The 16,981-nt window shown below is 41.7% G+C and carries 19 protein-coding genes, 1 tRNA gene and 3 pseudogenes; 7 read left to right on the forward strand and 16 right to left on the reverse strand.

Annotated features, from left to right (window positions below; translation table 11 throughout):
* Positions 1–489: 489 nt before the first annotated feature.
* The 4 genes and pseudogenes from ACFINO_RS06065 to ACFINO_RS06080 all read right to left on the reverse strand — a co-directional run.
* Positions 490–841: pseudogene (locus tag ACFINO_RS06065) on the reverse strand (UDP-N-acetylglucosamine 1-carboxyvinyltransferase); the annotation flags it as partial.
* 29 nt (positions 842–870) lie between these two features.
* Positions 871–1,053, reverse strand: coding sequence for a hypothetical protein (locus ACFINO_RS06070; RefSeq protein ID WP_375655247.1), 183 nt, complete (start codon positions 1,051–1,053; stop codon positions 871–873).
* A 115-nt stretch (positions 1,054–1,168) separates the two neighbouring features.
* The gene (gene murA / locus ACFINO_RS06075; RefSeq protein WP_375613603.1) at positions 1,169–2,464 is read right to left on the reverse strand and encodes a UDP-N-acetylglucosamine 1-carboxyvinyltransferase; all 1,296 of its coding nucleotides are present in this window, start codon (positions 2,462–2,464) and stop codon (positions 1,169–1,171) included.
* Positions 2,465–2,640: 176 nt separating this feature from the next.
* Positions 2,641–2,793 (reverse strand): hypothetical protein, encoded by a 153-nt coding sequence (locus ACFINO_RS06080; protein ID WP_375607050.1) that lies wholly within the window; start codon positions 2,791–2,793, stop codon positions 2,641–2,643.
* Between the two features lie 176 nt (positions 2,794–2,969).
* On the opposite strand from ACFINO_RS06080, the gene ACFINO_RS06085 reads away from it, so the two are divergent.
* Positions 2,970–3,044: transfer RNA gene (locus tag ACFINO_RS06085), tRNA-Thr, on the forward strand.
* 2 nt (positions 3,045–3,046) lie between these two features.
* On the opposite strand, the gene ACFINO_RS06090 is transcribed toward ACFINO_RS06085, so the two are convergent.
* From ACFINO_RS06090 to ACFINO_RS06100, 3 genes are all read right to left on the reverse strand, one after another.
* A complete protein-coding gene (locus ACFINO_RS06090) occupies positions 3,047–3,382 on the reverse strand; it encodes a hypothetical protein (RefSeq protein ID WP_375655248.1) in 336 nt (111 codons plus the stop codon).
* Between the two features lie 319 nt (positions 3,383–3,701).
* Positions 3,702–3,875 (reverse strand): hypothetical protein, encoded by a 174-nt coding sequence (locus ACFINO_RS06095; RefSeq protein WP_375633333.1) that lies wholly within the window; start codon positions 3,873–3,875, stop codon positions 3,702–3,704.
* A 256-nt stretch (positions 3,876–4,131) separates the two neighbouring features.
* Positions 4,132–4,275 carry a hypothetical protein gene (locus tag ACFINO_RS06100; RefSeq protein ID WP_375655249.1) on the reverse strand — a complete coding sequence of 48 codons (144 nt, stop codon included), beginning with the start codon at positions 4,273–4,275 and terminating at the stop codon, positions 4,132–4,134.
* 518 nt (positions 4,276–4,793) lie between these two features.
* On the opposite strand from ACFINO_RS06100, the gene ACFINO_RS06105 reads away from it, so the two are divergent.
* From ACFINO_RS06105 to ACFINO_RS06115, 3 genes and pseudogenes are all read left to right on the forward strand, one after another.
* Positions 4,794–5,531 carry a hypothetical protein gene (locus ACFINO_RS06105; protein WP_375655250.1) on the forward strand — a complete coding sequence of 246 codons (738 nt, stop codon included), beginning with the start codon at positions 4,794–4,796 and terminating at the stop codon, positions 5,529–5,531.
* Between the two features lie 94 nt (positions 5,532–5,625).
* Positions 5,626–6,159 carry a hypothetical protein gene (locus ACFINO_RS06110; RefSeq protein WP_375655251.1) on the forward strand — a complete coding sequence of 178 codons (534 nt, stop codon included), beginning with the start codon at positions 5,626–5,628 and terminating at the stop codon, positions 6,157–6,159.
* 240 nt (positions 6,160–6,399) lie between these two features.
* Positions 6,400–6,633 (forward strand): annotated as a pseudogene (locus tag ACFINO_RS06115) (DnaJ domain-containing protein); the annotation flags it as partial.
* A gap of 507 nt (positions 6,634–7,140) precedes the next feature.
* Here ACFINO_RS06115 and ACFINO_RS06120 read toward each other — a convergent pair.
* The 5 genes from ACFINO_RS06120 to ACFINO_RS06140 form a co-directional block, all read right to left on the reverse strand.
* Positions 7,141–7,278, reverse strand: coding sequence for a hypothetical protein (locus tag ACFINO_RS06120; protein WP_375633335.1), 138 nt, complete (start codon positions 7,276–7,278; stop codon positions 7,141–7,143).
* A 452-nt stretch (positions 7,279–7,730) separates the two neighbouring features.
* On the reverse strand, positions 7,731–8,495 hold the full coding sequence (locus tag ACFINO_RS06125; RefSeq protein ID WP_375642844.1) for a YqaJ viral recombinase family protein: 765 nt from the start codon (positions 8,493–8,495) through the stop codon (positions 7,731–7,733).
* A 1,195-nt stretch (positions 8,496–9,690) separates the two neighbouring features.
* Positions 9,691–9,879 carry a hypothetical protein gene (locus ACFINO_RS06130; RefSeq protein WP_375634524.1) on the reverse strand — a complete coding sequence of 63 codons (189 nt, stop codon included), beginning with the start codon at positions 9,877–9,879 and terminating at the stop codon, positions 9,691–9,693.
* A 2-nt stretch (positions 9,880–9,881) separates the two neighbouring features.
* A complete protein-coding gene (locus ACFINO_RS06135; RefSeq protein WP_375634523.1) occupies positions 9,882–10,271 on the reverse strand; it encodes a hypothetical protein in 390 nt (129 codons plus the stop codon).
* 312 nt (positions 10,272–10,583) lie between these two features.
* Complete coding sequence (locus ACFINO_RS06140) at positions 10,584–10,901, reverse strand: XRE family transcriptional regulator (RefSeq protein ID WP_273790852.1); 318 nt, start codon at positions 10,899–10,901, stop codon at positions 10,584–10,586.
* Between the two features lie 415 nt (positions 10,902–11,316).
* Here ACFINO_RS06140 and ACFINO_RS06145 point away from each other — a divergent pair, with 415 nt between their 5' ends.
* The 3 genes and pseudogenes from ACFINO_RS06145 to ACFINO_RS06155 form a co-directional block, all read left to right on the forward strand.
* Positions 11,317–12,387, forward strand: a complete 1,071-nt coding sequence (locus ACFINO_RS06145; RefSeq protein ID WP_375655252.1) for a DUF1376 domain-containing protein — start codon at positions 11,317–11,319, stop codon at positions 12,385–12,387.
* Positions 12,384–12,875 carry a hypothetical protein gene (locus ACFINO_RS06150; protein WP_375655267.1) on the forward strand — a complete coding sequence of 164 codons (492 nt, stop codon included), beginning with the start codon at positions 12,384–12,386 and terminating at the stop codon, positions 12,873–12,875. The genes ACFINO_RS06145 and ACFINO_RS06150 overlap by 4 nt, the downstream gene beginning before the upstream one ends.
* 101 nt (positions 12,876–12,976) lie before the next feature.
* Positions 12,977–15,013, forward strand: a pseudogene (locus tag ACFINO_RS06155) (toprim domain-containing protein); the annotation flags it as partial.
* On the opposite strand, the gene ACFINO_RS06160 reads toward ACFINO_RS06155, so the two are convergent.
* The 4 genes from ACFINO_RS06160 to ACFINO_RS06175 form a co-directional block, all read right to left on the reverse strand.
* Positions 15,007–15,447 (reverse strand): hypothetical protein, encoded by a 441-nt coding sequence (locus tag ACFINO_RS06160; RefSeq protein WP_375655253.1) that lies wholly within the window; start codon positions 15,445–15,447, stop codon positions 15,007–15,009. The pseudogene ACFINO_RS06155 and the gene ACFINO_RS06160 sit on opposite strands and share 7 nt — an antisense overlap.
* A gap of 181 nt (positions 15,448–15,628) precedes the next feature.
* Positions 15,629–16,312, reverse strand: a complete 684-nt coding sequence (locus ACFINO_RS06165) for a hypothetical protein (protein WP_375655254.1) — start codon at positions 16,310–16,312, stop codon at positions 15,629–15,631.
* 92 nt (positions 16,313–16,404) lie between these two features.
* Complete coding sequence (locus tag ACFINO_RS06170) at positions 16,405–16,563, reverse strand: hypothetical protein (protein ID WP_375655255.1); 159 nt, start codon at positions 16,561–16,563, stop codon at positions 16,405–16,407.
* Positions 16,564–16,643: 80 nt separating this feature from the next.
* Positions 16,644–16,967, reverse strand: coding sequence for a hypothetical protein (locus ACFINO_RS06175; protein WP_375642848.1), 324 nt, complete (start codon positions 16,965–16,967; stop codon positions 16,644–16,646).
* Between the last annotated feature and the right edge of the window lie 14 nt (positions 16,968–16,981).

Here is a 16,981-nt window from a genome sequence, read left to right on the forward strand (position 1 = left end):
TTAAAGTGTGGATTTTTAGCTTTCACTTCAAGCTCCCCTGCCGGTTGCGAGCGCCCTCGCATTGGTATTCCGGGAGTTGAAAGAGCTGAAACTTGACTCAGCCTTTTGCTTTTAGTGCTAGAGCGCACCTGGACATAACAAAAGCTCCCGGAAATCCGGGATATCCATAAAGCTGGATAAATACGTGTCTCAAGTTTAGGGTCTTTCATTCCCTGTTGATCGCTGCGTAGACGACCAAAACATTCTCTTACCAATAAAGTAATTTCATGAAATTAGCAATAAAATTTAAAAACAGTCTTTATTTTATGAGCTCCACCCCCGCCTCTCAAACTTTTATGCCCGCTCGTAAAAACTCCAAAACCATGAAATAAAACCCACGTTTATTGAGAGGACTAATAACCCTTTATTTTTGAGATCACACCTCCCAAAAGCACACCTAACAACATATCACCCCCTCCCAAAGCCATTTTTGAGAGACATCTTACAGATTTACACTGTGATGCGTTGGATTTTTGCACCACAACGAGCCAATTTTTCTTCTAATCTCTCAAATCCACGATCAAGATGATAAACACGATTGACGATTGTTTCCCCCTTTGCTGCCAATGTAACAAGAGTAAGAGGGCTACAATCACAAGAGAAACAAGAAGCACGCAAATCCGTCGCCATGATGAGTCCCCCCTTGCAAATTCTCTGTTCCATGAGATAGTTGCCCTCTCGCCCATCAAGCTTTATTTGCGCCCTCAAGCGATTGAGTTCTTGAACATGCATAAAACGATTTTCGAAAACCGTCTCTGTAATATGCGCGCTTCCCTCAACCCCGCGTCATGAGCGCCATGAACGAAACTTAGACAATAATCACGAGCCTCTTCAAGAGTGAGAGAAGCAAAACTTTACACGAAAGAAAAACCATTCCGAAAAGAAAACAGCAGCCACAAAAGCCATACCCTTGAAAGATGGAGTTTTGAAAGAACTATTGAGAAAATCATCAAGAATATACGGCTCCAAAATTCCACAAGCAAGAGAGTAAACCATTAAAAATGCACCAGCCAAGCCCAGCCCCTCCCAACAAGCAAACATTGTGTTAAAACGCCCCCAAGCAATCGCCCCCCTCAACCACAGCGCAAAGCATTCAGCATATCTTTAACAGGTTTACACTTTAACAGGTTTACACTGTGATACGTTGGATTTTTGCGCCACAACGAGCCAATTTTTCTTCTAATCTCTCAAATCCACGATCAAGATGATAAACACGATTGACGATTGTTTCCCCCTTTGCTGCCAATGCTGCAATCACAAGAGAAACAGAAGCACGCAAATCCGTCGCCATGACAGGAGCCCCTTGCAAATTCTCTGTTCCATAGACAGTTGCCGTCTGCCCATCAAGCTTTATCTGTGCTCCTAAGCGATTGAGTTCTTGAACATGCATAAAACGATTTTCGAAAACCGTCTCTGTAATATGCGCGATTCCTTCAGCCCGTGTCATGAGCGCCATGAATTGCGCTTGGAGATCAGTTGGAAAAGCAGGATAAGGTCCTGTTTTAATATCAACGGGCATAATTTTGGTGTTCTTTGGATTTCGCTTAATATGAATTCCTTGAGGTTCTATTTGAATCTCGAGTCCTGTTTTTTGGAGCACCTTAAGCACCTTTGTGAGATGATTAGGATTTGCATTTTTAAGAAAGACATCTCCTCCCGTCATAGCAACAGCCATTGCATATGTTCCCGCTTCGATTCGATCAGCAATAACGCGTACTCTAGCACCGTTGAGTTTTTTAACCCCTTCAATTGTAAGCGTTGTTGTTCCTTCACCGGTTATTTGAGCCCCCATAGCATTCAGAGTTCGAATAAGGTTTGTCACTTCTGGCTCACAAGCTGCATTCTCAAGAGTGGTTGTTCCCTTTGCCATTGTCGCCGCCATCAGCAGCACATGGGTTCCACCAACAGTGACTTTAGGGAAACGATAGTGAGCACCTTTTAACCCCTTTAGCGCTTTTGCATGAACATATCCATTTTCGATAGTAATCTGTGCGCCTAAAGTTTTAAGTCCCTCAAGGATAAAATCGACAGGTCTTGTTCCAATAGCGCATCCTCCAGGAAGCGAAACATAAGCCTCTGCGCATCGTGCAAGCAGAGGTCCGATAACCCAAAAGCTTGCACGCATTTTTTTCACCAGTTCGTATGGTGCCCGTGTTGTGGCTATTTTTTGCGCCGTAAAATGAATTGTTCTTGAATTCACACATTCATCGTTAAACTCTTGTCCATCAACGGCATATCCAACACCATGATTATTGAGAATACGAATAAGCAATTCAACATCGGCCAGATGCGGAATATTTTCTAAAGTGAGCGTTTCTTCTGTAAGCAGCGCCGCAATCATAAGAGGTAATGCAGCATTTTTTGCCCCAGAAATAGGAATTGTTCCTTGAAGTTTTTCTCCCCCAACAATTTGAATAGAATCCATCGTGTTTTCCCTCTTTTCCTTTGTGCCTGCCCTTCCAAAGGATTGTCCCCCTTCGGGAAGTTATGCTTTATTAATCGTTTTAGAACGCATTCTAACTATGAGAACAAATTATTGAGAAGTTTGGTTGCAAAAATTTACTAAAAAACATTTTTTTGCATTTTAGAGCTTTTTGCATTTTAGAGCTCTGGTTGTGCTCTTTTTCGGCTTTGCTCTTTTCGACGTTTCAGGTTTTGACGCAATTGTTGTGCCAATCTTTCTTGACGTCGTTTTGCTTTTTCATCTTGATGATTAATTTCATTTTGTTTTTGTTTTTGATGCATTTGTGTCATTGCGCAACCTTTTAAACAGTGTTGAGCTTCTATCCAAGCAACTCATAACCTTAAATATTTAAGCATATAAGAAACATATGTCATGACATAAGATACGTTTTCTTGCAAGAATATACAAATGTTCTCTTGCCTATTTTCTGACAATATGGCACAAGACAGCGCAAAGATTGAAAAGGGCTGCGGTAGCTCAGTGGTAGAGCACTCCCTTGGTAAGGGAGAGGTCGAGAGTTCAATCCTCTCTCGCAGCACCATTTTATTCTTCTTTTGCCTCTCTCTTCTTGCCCTTATAAGTCTTCCCTATAAGCCTAAATCTTTTTCCCCAACCTCCATCAGCTTCATCAAATCCTCCATCCTTTAAACCATGCGTTTCAATAGCCTCAAAATCAGTAGCTTCAAAATCAATGGACTCAATGACACACTTAATCTCTAAAATGCTTTGCGAATGGCTTTTGAAATTGACCGCCCCCCAAAGAATATCCCCCCACCCCTTGCCTCCCCCCTCTTTCATTTCTGTAAGATTTGCCCTATCCTTCTCTTTGCCAAGCCTCACTGTTGCAACAGCTCTTGGCACTTGAGACGGTATAGGCATTTTTATTTTTTCAATATTTTATTTCTTGAATATTTTTCCCCACAAGCTCACCCTGTTTGTAATATGCAAACAAACGATTTTACTTGATTCAATATAAGAGCGTTTGAATAAGAGAACTAAAAACATCTCACACTATTTCGGGCTCTCATTGAAATTCAAATTGAATCTCAATAATGAGTTATTATAAACTCATTGTTTGAACATATCCCATTGATACCTTTATCCGCCCCAAAACGAATAATCTTATCTTTCTAGCCTCTCTATCCACCTCAAGCAACACAAGCATTCCCTCTAAAAATTAGAATAAGCTTCATCGATCCTATTCGTCATTTACAACAGATCTAACAGAGCCATTTCCAGAACCTCCTCTCAACTCAATTCCTTCCCCATTCTCCCCACCCCTTACCAAAAGCAAAAACCAAACAGTGATAAAGTCCCCCTCAATAAAGCTTTCACTAAGCCACCCCACTCTCCCATATGGCAAACATCTCATATAACAGACATCCCCATATACTAGGCACCCCATATACCAGAAAATTGATAGCCCGCCGTTTCAAAGAAGATCCCTCATTGCCAATTTTATACACTATGATTTTCCACGTGCTCTAAGCCATCCCTCTTTCAACACTCATCTTTTTTATACGAATACTTTAATTTATACAGATAGCGTTATTCCTCTTGCATAAGAATCCGAAGAGCAAAAAATTCTCTCCCCCTCTATTCTATTGAAATCAATCACTCCTCTTCGCTTACAGTTCACAAACAGAAAGATCCGTATGGCGAGAAACTTTCCAAGAAAAGCATATCTCTTCGTAAGAAGCCTCCCAGTAAACGAGATTATAAATCGTCTCAAGAGCTACAGCCCATGCCGCAATTTTGGCAACGGGCCCCAAATAGTACCAACTTACTTTTTCATAAAGTAAGATAGGGTGCGCAATGTTTATAATCTCTGGGGGTATAATCTACGGACTTTATAATCTACGGGGCTTGACCGTTATACCCCTCACGATATTATTCACAGGCGCCAGTATGAAATTTACGAACGCCGGCATGAAATGGGTGTGAAATGAGCTTAGAGCGAGATATCTTTATTAAAACAAGTGCGTGAATGTACAACAACAAGTATATTTCATTTGGAGTATTTTGGATATTGCCTACTCTCCCCACCCTAGGACAACCATTTTGGCTACAGATCCCCTTATATTTTCTGCTGTCATACCTCCTCCAATAAGCTAAAACCCCACATATGCGGGGTTTTAGCCAGTACCACACCTTTATTTAGACACATTATGATCATTATAACCATTTTTATTAAATACGTTTTTACATATATTTTCAACACAAAAATAACACATATTGATTTATTTAACAGAAATCAATTAAATATTCATGATAATCATTAAAAGTTAAAATGATGAAATTATTATTCAGAACGTACGTCATAATATTTATAACGTTTTTTTCTGTATTCATATTATTGGGTTGTACTCAAGTAAGCGACCTTGCTGAATACGATAAGCTTTACCAAAAATATGTCCATGAAAATTACACTCATTTAGAATATTCTCAGAAATTAGAAAAAGCAAAAAAAGAGGTAGAATATTTAAAAGCGTATATGGAAAAAACTGTAAGTATACCCCATGACAAAAGTCAATTTTGGAAGTATTTAATCACATTGCCCCGTAATCCTCCAGAATTCAATATTTTAAGACATTATCACATATTGCTTGTTTTTTGTGGACGCTTTTTTGATTTATGGCAAAGTGATAAAACGATGCCCACACTTACATTTAACGACTTACCAACAAGACTGAAGGCTTTTAAAGCTAACGGGATGAAATACAGGAAAGATTGGGATTATATAGAAAATATTTTCCTCAAAGCAAAGTTTGAAACAAACTTTGATGATCCAATGTTTGCGTACGCAGAAAAATTTTTGGATTCTCCCAATGGCATTAGTCAAAAAGAACAAACTCTTCAGACAGAGCAGCTCATAATAGGCAATGAACTCACTCGTTTTAGAAACACAGCAACAATGTGCGTTATGGCTAGAGAGGTATACCTTGCAATGATGCCCATAGAAGATGTAAAACCACCCGTAAGATATAGCGCTTTTGAAAGATGGAATCAGTATCTAAAAAATCTTTAAACGGACAATAAAACGCCTTTCAAATACTTCTAAAGAACCATTAAGCCGCCCCTCACAATGACTATAATCAAGCACTAAGAGGGTATAAAAAACAATGTTAATTAAACAGTCTTTATTGAGAAGCGTCTTAATTATCGCTCTTTTAACAACGCATCTTTTTTATTCTTCAAAGGGATATACTCATTCGAATGAAGTATTCTCTTCAAAAGAGATTACAGAAAGAGAGAGATTTTTCCGCATTTTCCTTGTTAATGGAAGTCGCTGGTGGGAAGAAAAATTCTACCAAATTCTCTGGATAGAAAAAACATTTTTTTTGGAAAACAAGCAGCAGTTATCGCAACTGCTCTATGAAAAACATGTCAATATAATAAAAAAATGGCAGAATATAATCAAAAAACGACATCATGTATTTAATACTCTGTGCACCCTTATAGAATTAGAAATAGATGCAATGCGACATGTGAATGAAGCAAAACACTCTCATGAACATACAGATCTCTCAAACCTTATGAAACACATAGAGACATATCAAGAGCGTATAGCTAAAAACAAGAAAGAACTTGAGAAACTTGATCATGAAATTGAGATCTTATACAAAGTTATCATAGAATATACAAAATTACCATAAACTTTGATCTATTCATTCCATAACTTTATGAAAATTGCTTCTCAAAGGGTATGCTGCATTTTTAAGCGTTTTGAACTGTATCTCCTCTCATTTAGAGACAATAGCCCCAAGTACAGCCATGCCATTCAATACGATTTTAACTATATTTCTAACATAAAAATAACACATGTTGATACATTCAAAAGAGATCAATTAAATGATCTTGTAAAATAAGAGCAATACACAAAGTAGCTGTATTTAATGATAGTCAATGAAGACGATTATTATGGAATTCTTGGTGTAAGCTACGAATGCAACGATAAACAGATAAAATCTGCTTTTCGTAAATTAGCTCTGCAATACCACCCTGATCATAATTCTAGTACCGAAGCAGAACAAAAATTCAGAAAAATTTGTGAAGCCTATGAAGTTCTTAAAGATCCTCAAAAGAGAGCTGCTTACAATCAGTTCTATCATAAAACTTTTAAAGATAATCACAAGGCTTCTGAAATTATTAGAAACCAAGAGAACAGACGACAAGATAATACCAAGCGTGTAATTGATAGTATCGCGTATGTAATTTTCATTATTTGTGGAATAATATCTGTAATGTATTTTATAATTTTATTTTACATGGAAGATATTCTGAATAAATAAGTATAGGGTTATTAATTCTCATAAGCATAAAAGGATATTTGGTAAAGATTGGTGCATTTATCTTCGGGCTCATACTAATATCATTTATCAAATTTATATGGAGAAGTATCTATTGATCAGTGCTTTTGAAGAGTATTAAGAGCGACCCACAGTGAATTCACAAAATGTGGTCATTTTTGATTTTCTATAACAAGGTAGTGTAGAAAAACATAAAGATTATAATGTCTCTATCCGTTCTTTTCTTATTCTCCCCTTTCCTCCCCTCCTCTATTTTCTTCCACAACCTGCCCCCCAACCTTTCCCCAACAAGCCTACTTGACTCCACACAGGCTTTTTCTCATGTCCCTACATCCTTTTCCCCATATTGGCTAAAAAACGCCCCTCAAACGACTCTTTCCCAAAAAACAAAAGCACCACAAGAACCATTTCCTCTCCAATGAAAAAGCACTTGTCCGGCAACTTAGCCATCATGGGACCTTTCATCGCGCCCCCAAACACGGCACAACACAAAAGCGGCCAGAACCGCACCCCACATCCCCTATCTCACTTCCCTAACATCTTCCCCCAAAGTACTTCCTTATCTCTCTTATTTTTCACTTGACTGCCCCTCTGAAACACCTTCTTCCATTTTCCCAAGCAATAGCTGTCACGCGAAGTCTCTCTCCCTTCAACACCCACCTGCTTTTCCGCTTACTTCTTGCCTTATGACTAAGCTTGCCTCTCCTCAACGCTACACAAGATCCCTTCCCACCCCCGTCTCATTCTCGTTTTCCCCTCCAGCATACGTCTTGTCTTCATTCCAAGCACCCTTTCCCCCATTTCCGACCATGCTTTCACATTCCTGTCCCCTAAGTTCGCTATGCTCCCTGCTTCCCCTGTTTGGCACCCTCCTCCAACATAAAAACCAACTCTTTTCCCCCTCTGCTCTTTCCTTTTTATAGAACTTTGCCTCTCCTCAACGCTACACAAGATCCCTTCCCACCCCGTCTCATTCTCGTTTTCCCCTCCAGCATACGCCTTGTCTTCATTCCAAGCACCCTTTCTTTCCCCTCCTTCAAAGCAATTTCTGTTCTTATATGAAAACCTGTCCCAACAGATTTAATTTGCTGTACCAACTTCTCCAACGCCTCATTAAAACGGTTAATTTCATTTTCAAGTTTGCAAATATACGCTTCATCACGATAAGCCCGTTTAATCAAAGGGGGCATATCCGGCCAATAGAGCATTAAATCCACCCATTCGCGTTGAGAAATCCATAATCCCCCTTGACATTGTGCTTTATGTTCTGCTGGAAAACTCTTTTGCATGAAATGAGGGATCAAAATTTCAGGTTTTTTTGTTTTAATTTCTAATAAGCCATTTTTTCCCACAAAAGCATCGGGGGAAAATCCTTGTCCGCGATCATCTGCCAAAACAAAGCCAATACATTCAGGTTCTGTATGTGTAAGTTTTCCATAAAGCTGTCGTGCGATTGGTTCTAATTCAGTCCCGCGTCGCTGAGAAAGCGTTGTTCCTTCATCAACAGTTTTTCCGGTAATTCTTTCTCCCGCCAATTTCATCATCACACTCTGATAGCGTGACGTTTTTTGCCCCTGTTTTTTTTGCGCCATAACCATCTCAAACAAAGAAGCCGTAATCAAACCATTACGCACTTTCTGCCATTCTTCTGTTCCTTGAATACAATCGATAATGATTGGCATAGTATTTTTCCCCTTCATCTTTAAGGTGTTTTGTAATATATCCTCTTTAAAGCATTCACCTTTTTTAAGCTGTTTCCCTCACACGGACTAAAGACAACAACATCCTTCAATGCATCCTTCAATATTGTGCCCTAAAAAAACACAAAAACCGGCTCTTTCCCCCTTGAACTTGCCTTTTTATAGGTTGGAACCTGTCTGTACTGCTGCTTTTCTTCCCCCTAAGCCTTCATTTTTGTTCTCCAACATGCTTTCGTATCACTCCAAGTCACTGAATGACGACCTGTCCCACCATTGCCTTATCCCCCTAATGAACCAGCCGGCAACTTCCCCCACACAAGCGCCCACAATTCCTCATATATAGGCTCTTTTCTTCATGCCCCCCTTTCCACACCTCATATCTTCCCTCCAGCATATGCCTTGCATACGCTTCAAGCTCTCCTCCCCCCACTCGTCCTCTCTCTTAACCAGCCAACCACCAACATTTTCCCCAACAAGCTTCCCCCCAACATCCCTCCTCTCTACAAGTTTCTCATCCCCTCCTTTTCCATATCAGCTAAGCCCCTCCCAAGCGGCGCACCCCTAGACGAAAGCATAACGCACACCATTGTCACCACAATGAAAAAGCACTTGAGCCCATCATTGCGGTGCCCCCCCAGCACTCAACACAAAAGCACCCAGAAGCCCCCACGTGTCCCAATACGTCTAAACAAGCTTTAACGACCTCCCCCGTCAAACACCTCCTTCCATTTTCCAGCATGCTTTACGTATCATTCCAAGCTCCCTACTTGCGTGCCGCAAAACACAAAAACCGGCTCTTTCCCCTTGAACTTGCCTTTTTATAGGTTGGAACCTGTCTGTACTGCTGCTTTTCTTCCCCCTAAGCCTTCATTTTTGTTCTCCAACATGCTTTCGTATCACTCCAAGTCACTGAATGACGACCTGTCCCACCATTGCCTTATCCCCCTAATGAACCAGCCGGCAACTTCCCCCACACAAGCGCCCACAATTCCTCATATATAGGCTCTTTTCTTCATACCCCCCCTTTCCATATCGGCTAAGAAAATCCCCGCGCAAAGCTCTCCCCCCAAAGCGGCTCCCCTAAGCTTCCCTCCAAGAACGAAAGCATAACGTGCACCATTGTCACCGCAATGAAAAAGCACTTTGGCCCATCATTGCGGCTTCTTTTTCAACCCTGCTACTGCACGACGGAAAAATCATGGCGGCAATATTCTTCCTCCAATTTTTTTGCCATAGACAGAGCCACTTCTTGCGATATAAAAAGTATAGCGTTGTGTTTTTGTGGTTCGAGTCTGATTAAATTTCGCATATTTCCAGCATAATAAAGTGGAATCCCTTGATACGAAGTCTTGAGATAACTTGGCATGTTTACCACCAATAATCTGTCAAGACATCACATGGGCGTAAACGATGCTGTTTTTCATAAGAGCCATAGAGATTATCTTCATAATCGCAAGCCGCTCTTTCATTCAAACAAGCATGATAAGCTTCACTATTCAAAATGAAGGGCTGCAATTGTGTATTTTCTTCATTCATTTCATGATTTTCGACATAAAAATCAGCGATTTGTTCCGTAATATCTTCAGCATGAGAAGTTGTCAGATCGAGTCGTAAAACTCTATAAACAGTTTCACATTCTTCAATCAGTTCGAGCACTTCTTCGATTTCGTCGATTGGTCCTTCATAAGTACAAGGATTTTCCTCTTCGCATAAAACGACAATGATTTCATCCTCTTTAACGAATGAAATATTTTTCATGATTTCCCCCTTTAGATAGTTGATAAAGCATAGCCTTGTCTTGACAAGACTAAATATAGCGTTAGTCTTATATCCTCTATAGGAGAGATGTCAACCATTTTATCCTTCATAAAAGATATATTTTAAATATCTACGGGGTTCAAATGACATATGTAAAGAAAAATCTATTATTCTTTGTTCCTCTCATGCCCCTTTGTTGTTCTCTATTTGTTCTTAAAAAATTGCAATTATAAACACACAGGAGAGATAAAATGAGTGACATAATATTAATAAAACACTGGAGTCGCCTTGATTCAAAAGCACAGAAGGAAGTTATTTTGAAGCTTCGTCAATTGGTCGCCGCAAAAGAGTCAAAATCGCCTGTCTCTCTTGCGGAGAGAGTTTCGAAATAAGCTCTATAAATTCTTTATCTTCAGGGCTAGCCCCTTTCCCGTAAAGAATATAATTCATACTGATATTAATTTCGTGACAAATTCGCGAGAGAGATTCGATTGTTGGTTCTTTTCCTTCAGAAAGAATAGAATGAAGGTACCCCGCACCTTTCCCGGCAGCGAGGGAGATAGATCTTTTTGACCGCCCACTTTTTTCCAAAGCGATTCTTAATCTTTGACGCCAACCATCGATATTCATAATTTCACCATATAGCGCGTCTTTTTAAAAAAACACGTCCTTTTTATAAAACGGGCTTGCATTATCCTCTAAAAAGGATAAAATTAAGGAAACAAATTTTACTTTTTAGGGGGAATTTTTTTTATTTTTAGATCATAAAAACACTTTAACCACCCTACCGGATATAAAAGACCACCTCCAAAGCTTCTGCCCAAAAGCAAGTACGTTGAGAATGTGTGGTATTCTTTATTCTTTCCATCACCGCAATCTTAAATCGTAAGTTTGCATGCGCTTCAAGCACAGCCAATCATTTATAAGCATCGTAAAGAAGCCTCTAGTCATCATCGAACAGAGCCAAAAGCAACACAAGTTAAATCCTTATTTGAGCTTTTATCATCAATAAAAATGTATAAAAAAGAAGAAAGTAGATTGCAGTATGAAACACGCTAATCAACAAGAAACTCCTCATTATGAATCGTCTAGGCTTCCATATGTTTGTTGGTATCAAAATGACTTTCTAGGAGGTGTACGTGGGATGCGCGCACACGAAATTGGAATCTATACGATTCTTCTCAATGAAATGTATGCCCGTGGCCGACCTTTAGAAATATCGAAAGAACGTTTAGCGCGTCTTTGTGGTTGTGACAAGCGAACTTTTGTTAATGTTTTAGAGATGCTCATCCAAGAGGGTAAGATTTTAAATTTAGCCAATGGATTATGGAACAAGCGTTGCGAAAATGTTTTTCAAGAGCGTGAAAAATTGCTTGAACAAAAATCCTTTGCGGGTCGTTCTTCGGCAAAAAAACGCAAGAAAATCAATGCAGAGATGCAACAACTGCTTAACGAAAGTACAAAAGATGCTGCACAAAACTCAAAAGCTCAAAAGGCAGAAGAAAAGGAAACACCTTACGGTGTTTTAGAAAAGAAAATTTTGTTTGATGAGACAGAACCTTGTTTTTTCTGCGAAGAGAGTTTTGAACAAAGCGATCACCCATCACCCTTATCGGCTCTTGATTCACCTCTCCCTTCTCCTCCACAAGAAGAAACGGAGCAAAAAAACGCCTCCCCTTTAAATGCTCCCCAAGCCGAGTTCACTCCCGCCCCTATCGCGCAAATTGTCACGGGGGAAAAAACAAAATCTGCCACCACTCTTCCCCCCAGCAATCTTCCTGCCTCCGTCCCTCCTTCTTCCAACAAAAAAACCACAACCTCAGTTGCCAAAGGGCATCGTCTTCCTGAGCATTGGCAAGCAGACATCAAGGCGGCAGTTTCAGAAGGCTTGAGTGAGAGCCAAGCCCATTGGCAAGAAAAGAAGTTTCGCGACTATTGGCAAGCCAAGGGCGGCAAAGAAGCACTCAAAGTAGACTGGCAAGCCACATGGCGCAACTGGTTTCGCCGTGAGATCGAACGGCAAGAACAGCAAAAACAGGGAGGCTCCTCATCTTTTACCTCTGAGAACAACGACACGCTTTACCGCAGTTTGATCAACTATAGCGACAATTTTTGACATCACACAAACAACGTATTTTTCAAGCACGCGCGGGAATAAAAATGTTTCAAAACCACAACAGCATCGGACAAAATAACACAGAACAAAACAAAGGGCGGCAAAACAACAATGAAATAAGCTCTTCACACAGCAAAACGAGACAACATCGACCATTTTGCTCTCATCACAAAAGCGTTTTCCCCACGCAAGGACCCCCACAGGCACCCCCCGCATACCCCCCAATACACACCCCAACAGGACTCCAGCATGCACCACCCCCTCACAGGCATATCCACCCCACCCTTCTTGCACCCCCTTCCTCTTTTCCACCTTCCTCCTTTTCCCAAGGCGCCACTTCCCCATGCTCTTGGCAAACAAACATCAACACAGCCATTTCAGAAGGTTTGAGTGAGAGCCAAGCCCATTGGCAAGCCAAGAAGTTTCGCGACCATTGGCAAGAAAAGAGCGGCAAAGAAGCTCTCAAAGTAGACTGGCAAGCCCCATAGCACTACGGGACTTTACGATCAGATCAAACGGTGAGAACAGCAAAAACAGAGTCCTCACTTCTCACATCTTGAGAAAAACGACAATAATATCACGAATGACCATGAGCACAATTTTTGAAATCAAACAAAAACTTATCTCACAAGCAGATAGAATAGCAGAAATGCTTCTTCCCCAAGGGCACAAACGAGGCAACAATTGGATTGTAGGCAACACACGTGGTGAAGCTGGTCAAAGTTTATCGATTTGCTTGAGTGGTAGTAAAGCAGGACTTTGGTATGATTTTGCAGAAGGCACTGGAGGAGATCTTTTAGACCTTTGGTGTGAAGTCAAAGGCATTAGCCTTTCTCAAGCCTTAGAAGAAGCACGCGCGACTCTCAATCTGACACGCCCCAAACCCTTTATGGCGCCCCATCGTTCCTATCGCCGTCCACCGGTTCCTACAGGGCAGAGCCCGCAGAATCTTGTAAAAAACTATCTCCACGAAGAACGCCACATTCCTTTAGAGATTATAAAGCGTTACCGCATAGGAGAAGATGGTGAAAAAATCATTTTTCCCTTTTATAAACCCGACGGCACCCTTGCTTTAGTCAAAGAACGGCTCGCACAAGCAGGAGCCAAAACCAAACCAACAGCCTCCCAATGTGAACCGATTTTATTTGGTTGGCAAGCCCTTTACCCCACAAACCACCCCGCCACGCACACGCCCCAACAAGCAACCCAGCACGCACCTCAGCAAGCATTCCAACACACACCCCAGCAGGTACCCTCAACCAACCCCGCCTCTACACAGGCATCCCAAAACACCCCCTCAACCAACCCCGCCTCCACACAGGCGCCCCAAAACACCGCCACAACCAACCCCACCTCCACACACACACACCAACAGGCACCCACGCATGCGCCCCAACAGGCGCCATTCCCCATTTTTTCTTCAACAAACCGTACCATTGTTATCACTGAAGGAGAAATTGATGCACTTTCCTTAGCCGCCTATGGATATCCGGCGGTCTCTGTTCCCTTTGGAGGAGGCAGTGGAGGCAAACACAACTGGATTGAAAATGAATTTGATCATTTAGAATCTTTTGAAACGATTTTTTTAGCCACCGATATGGACAAGCCCGGAGAAGAAGCAGCCCGTGAGATTGCCAGCAGGCTTGGACGCCACCGTTGCTACCGTGTCCGTTTACCCCTTAAAGATGCCAATGACTGTTTAACCGCAGGGATTGATAAAGCCACCATAAAAGCCGCCTTTTCCTCAGCACAAAGCTTTGCACCAGAAGGTTTACGGCGCGCCTCAGACTATAAAGATCAAGTGATTGGGCTTTTTTGGCCAGAGCCTGAAAAACATCTTGGTTATACGGTTCCCTATCCTAAACTGAAGGACAAATTGCATTTCCGCCCAGCAGAATTAACGCTCTGGAGTGGTGCGAGTGGTGCAGGTAAAAGCCAATTATTATCAGACTGTATTCCCCATTGGATTGCACAAAAGAGTCGGCTTTGCTTAGCGTCTCTAGAGATGAAAGGAGAACAATCACTCCGCCGTTTAACCAAACAAACGGGCGGCTTAGAACAGCCTACAAAAGAGACAATTGAACGGATTCTTCATTTTTTAGACGAAGGGCTTATTCTTTATGAGCATGTTGGCAAATCGAGCGTAGATACCTTGCTTGAAGTCTTTGACTATTGCCGTGCGCGCTATGGCTGCGATCAATTTATCATCGACAGTTTGATGCGGCTTGGCATTGCCTCTGATGATTATGCAAGACAAGAACAAGCCGTTTATAAAATGGTTGATTGGGCTGTTTTAAACAATGTACATATTCACCTTGTAGCCCATGCCAGAAAAGGCGGTCTGGATAAAGATATCCCCAGCACAGAAGACATTAAAGGCGCCTCAGAAATTGGTGCCAATGCCTTTAACATCATCACCATTTGGCGCAATCGGTCGTTGGAAGATAAAATCTTTGCCGCTTCTCTCGCACAAGAAAAAGCAGATTTAGCCAAACGCCCAGGTGTCATTATGAATATTGCCAAACAACGTTCTGGTGATTTTGAAGGCAAAATAGGGCTTTGGTTTGATCCCCAAACCTACCGCTATCGCTGTTCTTTTGAACAATCATTCCCTCGACGTTATCTGTAATACCCCATAAACCCCACTCTCTTTAAAAACGCCTCCGCCTTCAAACGCGCACGCCTTGCTCCCACAGAAACAACAGGAAGGATAAATCCACAAATGATGAAAAACACCCAATCCTTCGCAAACCAAAGCCAGCTCAACCCTAGATTCTCTGCTCCCAGACGGAAACAAAAAAAGGTCGCTCCAACAACGGCGCAAAACACCACCCCCTTCAATAACCACAAACAACGCGTCACCACCCCCCATCTCGCCGCCCCCTCATATGCAAAATCAAGAACCACTCCAACAGTGCAGCAAACACGATCCCCATCAAGGACAGGAGTCCCCATGGTATGTCCATACTCTCCATCCCCAAAAGAGCTAAAAAAAGGACGACTCCTAAAACGCCGTAAAACAGCACTTCCTTCAAAAAGAGGGAAACACCAAAAATACAATAAAACGCCGCCCGCCACCACGGAATATCGAAGCGCTTGGAAACCTTATAAGTACCAATAACGACAACAATAAAAAGGTAGGAAAACACCAACAACAGCAAAAAAAACAAATCGTTCGACATCACATACCCCTCACAGCAAGCCCATTAAAGATCACACCCATGAAAAAGAAAAACACACCCTACTTTAAGAACCAAGCCCATAGAACACGCGCACGCCTTATACCCTGATAAATCAAAGGAGAAAAAAATCCAACAATAAAGGGCAACACCCTCTCATTCGAGAACCAAAGCCAGCTCAACCCTAGATTCTCTGCTCCCAGACGGGTAAAACAAAGAATTGGTGCCAAAATGCAGAAAAACAGCACAAAATTCAAAGCACGCAACGACCTCTGTAGCACCGTATCACTTTGCTCGCGTATAAAGAACCCCAAGAGCACTTTCAACAATACAGACAAGAGCAAAACCTTTAAGAATACCGCCCTTATGCTATCCATATCTCTGACACCCACAGCAGCAAACCACAGGATAAAGCCCATCATGCAACAAAACATAACTGCTTTTAAGAACACTTGCCAAGCAACAGGCATACTCTTGACGCCCAGATGCACCAAACCAAGGACAGTTGCAAAAATGCAAGAAAACACCGCCCCCTTCAAGAGCAGCTCCCCGTCAACAGCGCGCCTGCCCACGCCCACATAAATAAAACCAAGGTAGGTGGCAAGGGCGCCATAAAGCACCACCCATCTCCAAAACATCCACCCTGTAACAGAGCGACGCTTGGCAATCTTATCAAGAAAAACCAAAGCTAGAGCAAAAAAGCAGAAAAACCCCAACAACAGCCAAAACATCACATCGTTCGACATCAAATACCCCTCACAGAAAGAACATCAAAGACCATGCCCGTGGAAAAGAAAAATGCTCATTTTTTTAAGCACCATCCCAACAGTACACGCACTCACCGTACCCCCTCCAAAACAAAAAAGGAACAAATCCAACACTGCTCACAAACACCCCATTGTTCGAGATCACAAACCAGTGCCCCCATATGCTTGGCTCCGTTATACGCCAATCCAACAACAGCTCCAACAACGCCACCCAACACCAGAAACTTCAATAAAAATACCCCACGCGATATCCATTTACCCCGCACCCTCATAAGCAAAACCAAGGAACAATCAAAAATGCAGCAAAAGATCAATCCTTTACAAAGAATGAAATCCTAAACCCAAGACGCTTTGCCCCTAGACAAATAAGCCCAAGGATAAGACCAAAGACAATGCCAAAAAGAATGTAAAAAACCCACTTGTTTGAAAACCACACCTGAGCCAAACCAAAATGCTCAGCTTTCGCATAAACAAACTTAGAGGTCACGCCAACAAAGAATGCAAGCACCCCACCCTTAAAAAAGTCCTTCCTTGTAAACCCGAAAAACCTTATTCCCACATAAATAGAAACAAAGGCGAGAGCCAAAGGGCAGAAAAACCCCAACCACTGCCAAAACATCACATCGTTCGACATCAAATACCCCTCAC

The organism is Bartonella sp. AA83SXKL, from assembly GCF_042196965.1.
Lineage (GTDB): Bacteria > Pseudomonadota > Alphaproteobacteria > Rhizobiales > Rhizobiaceae > Bartonella.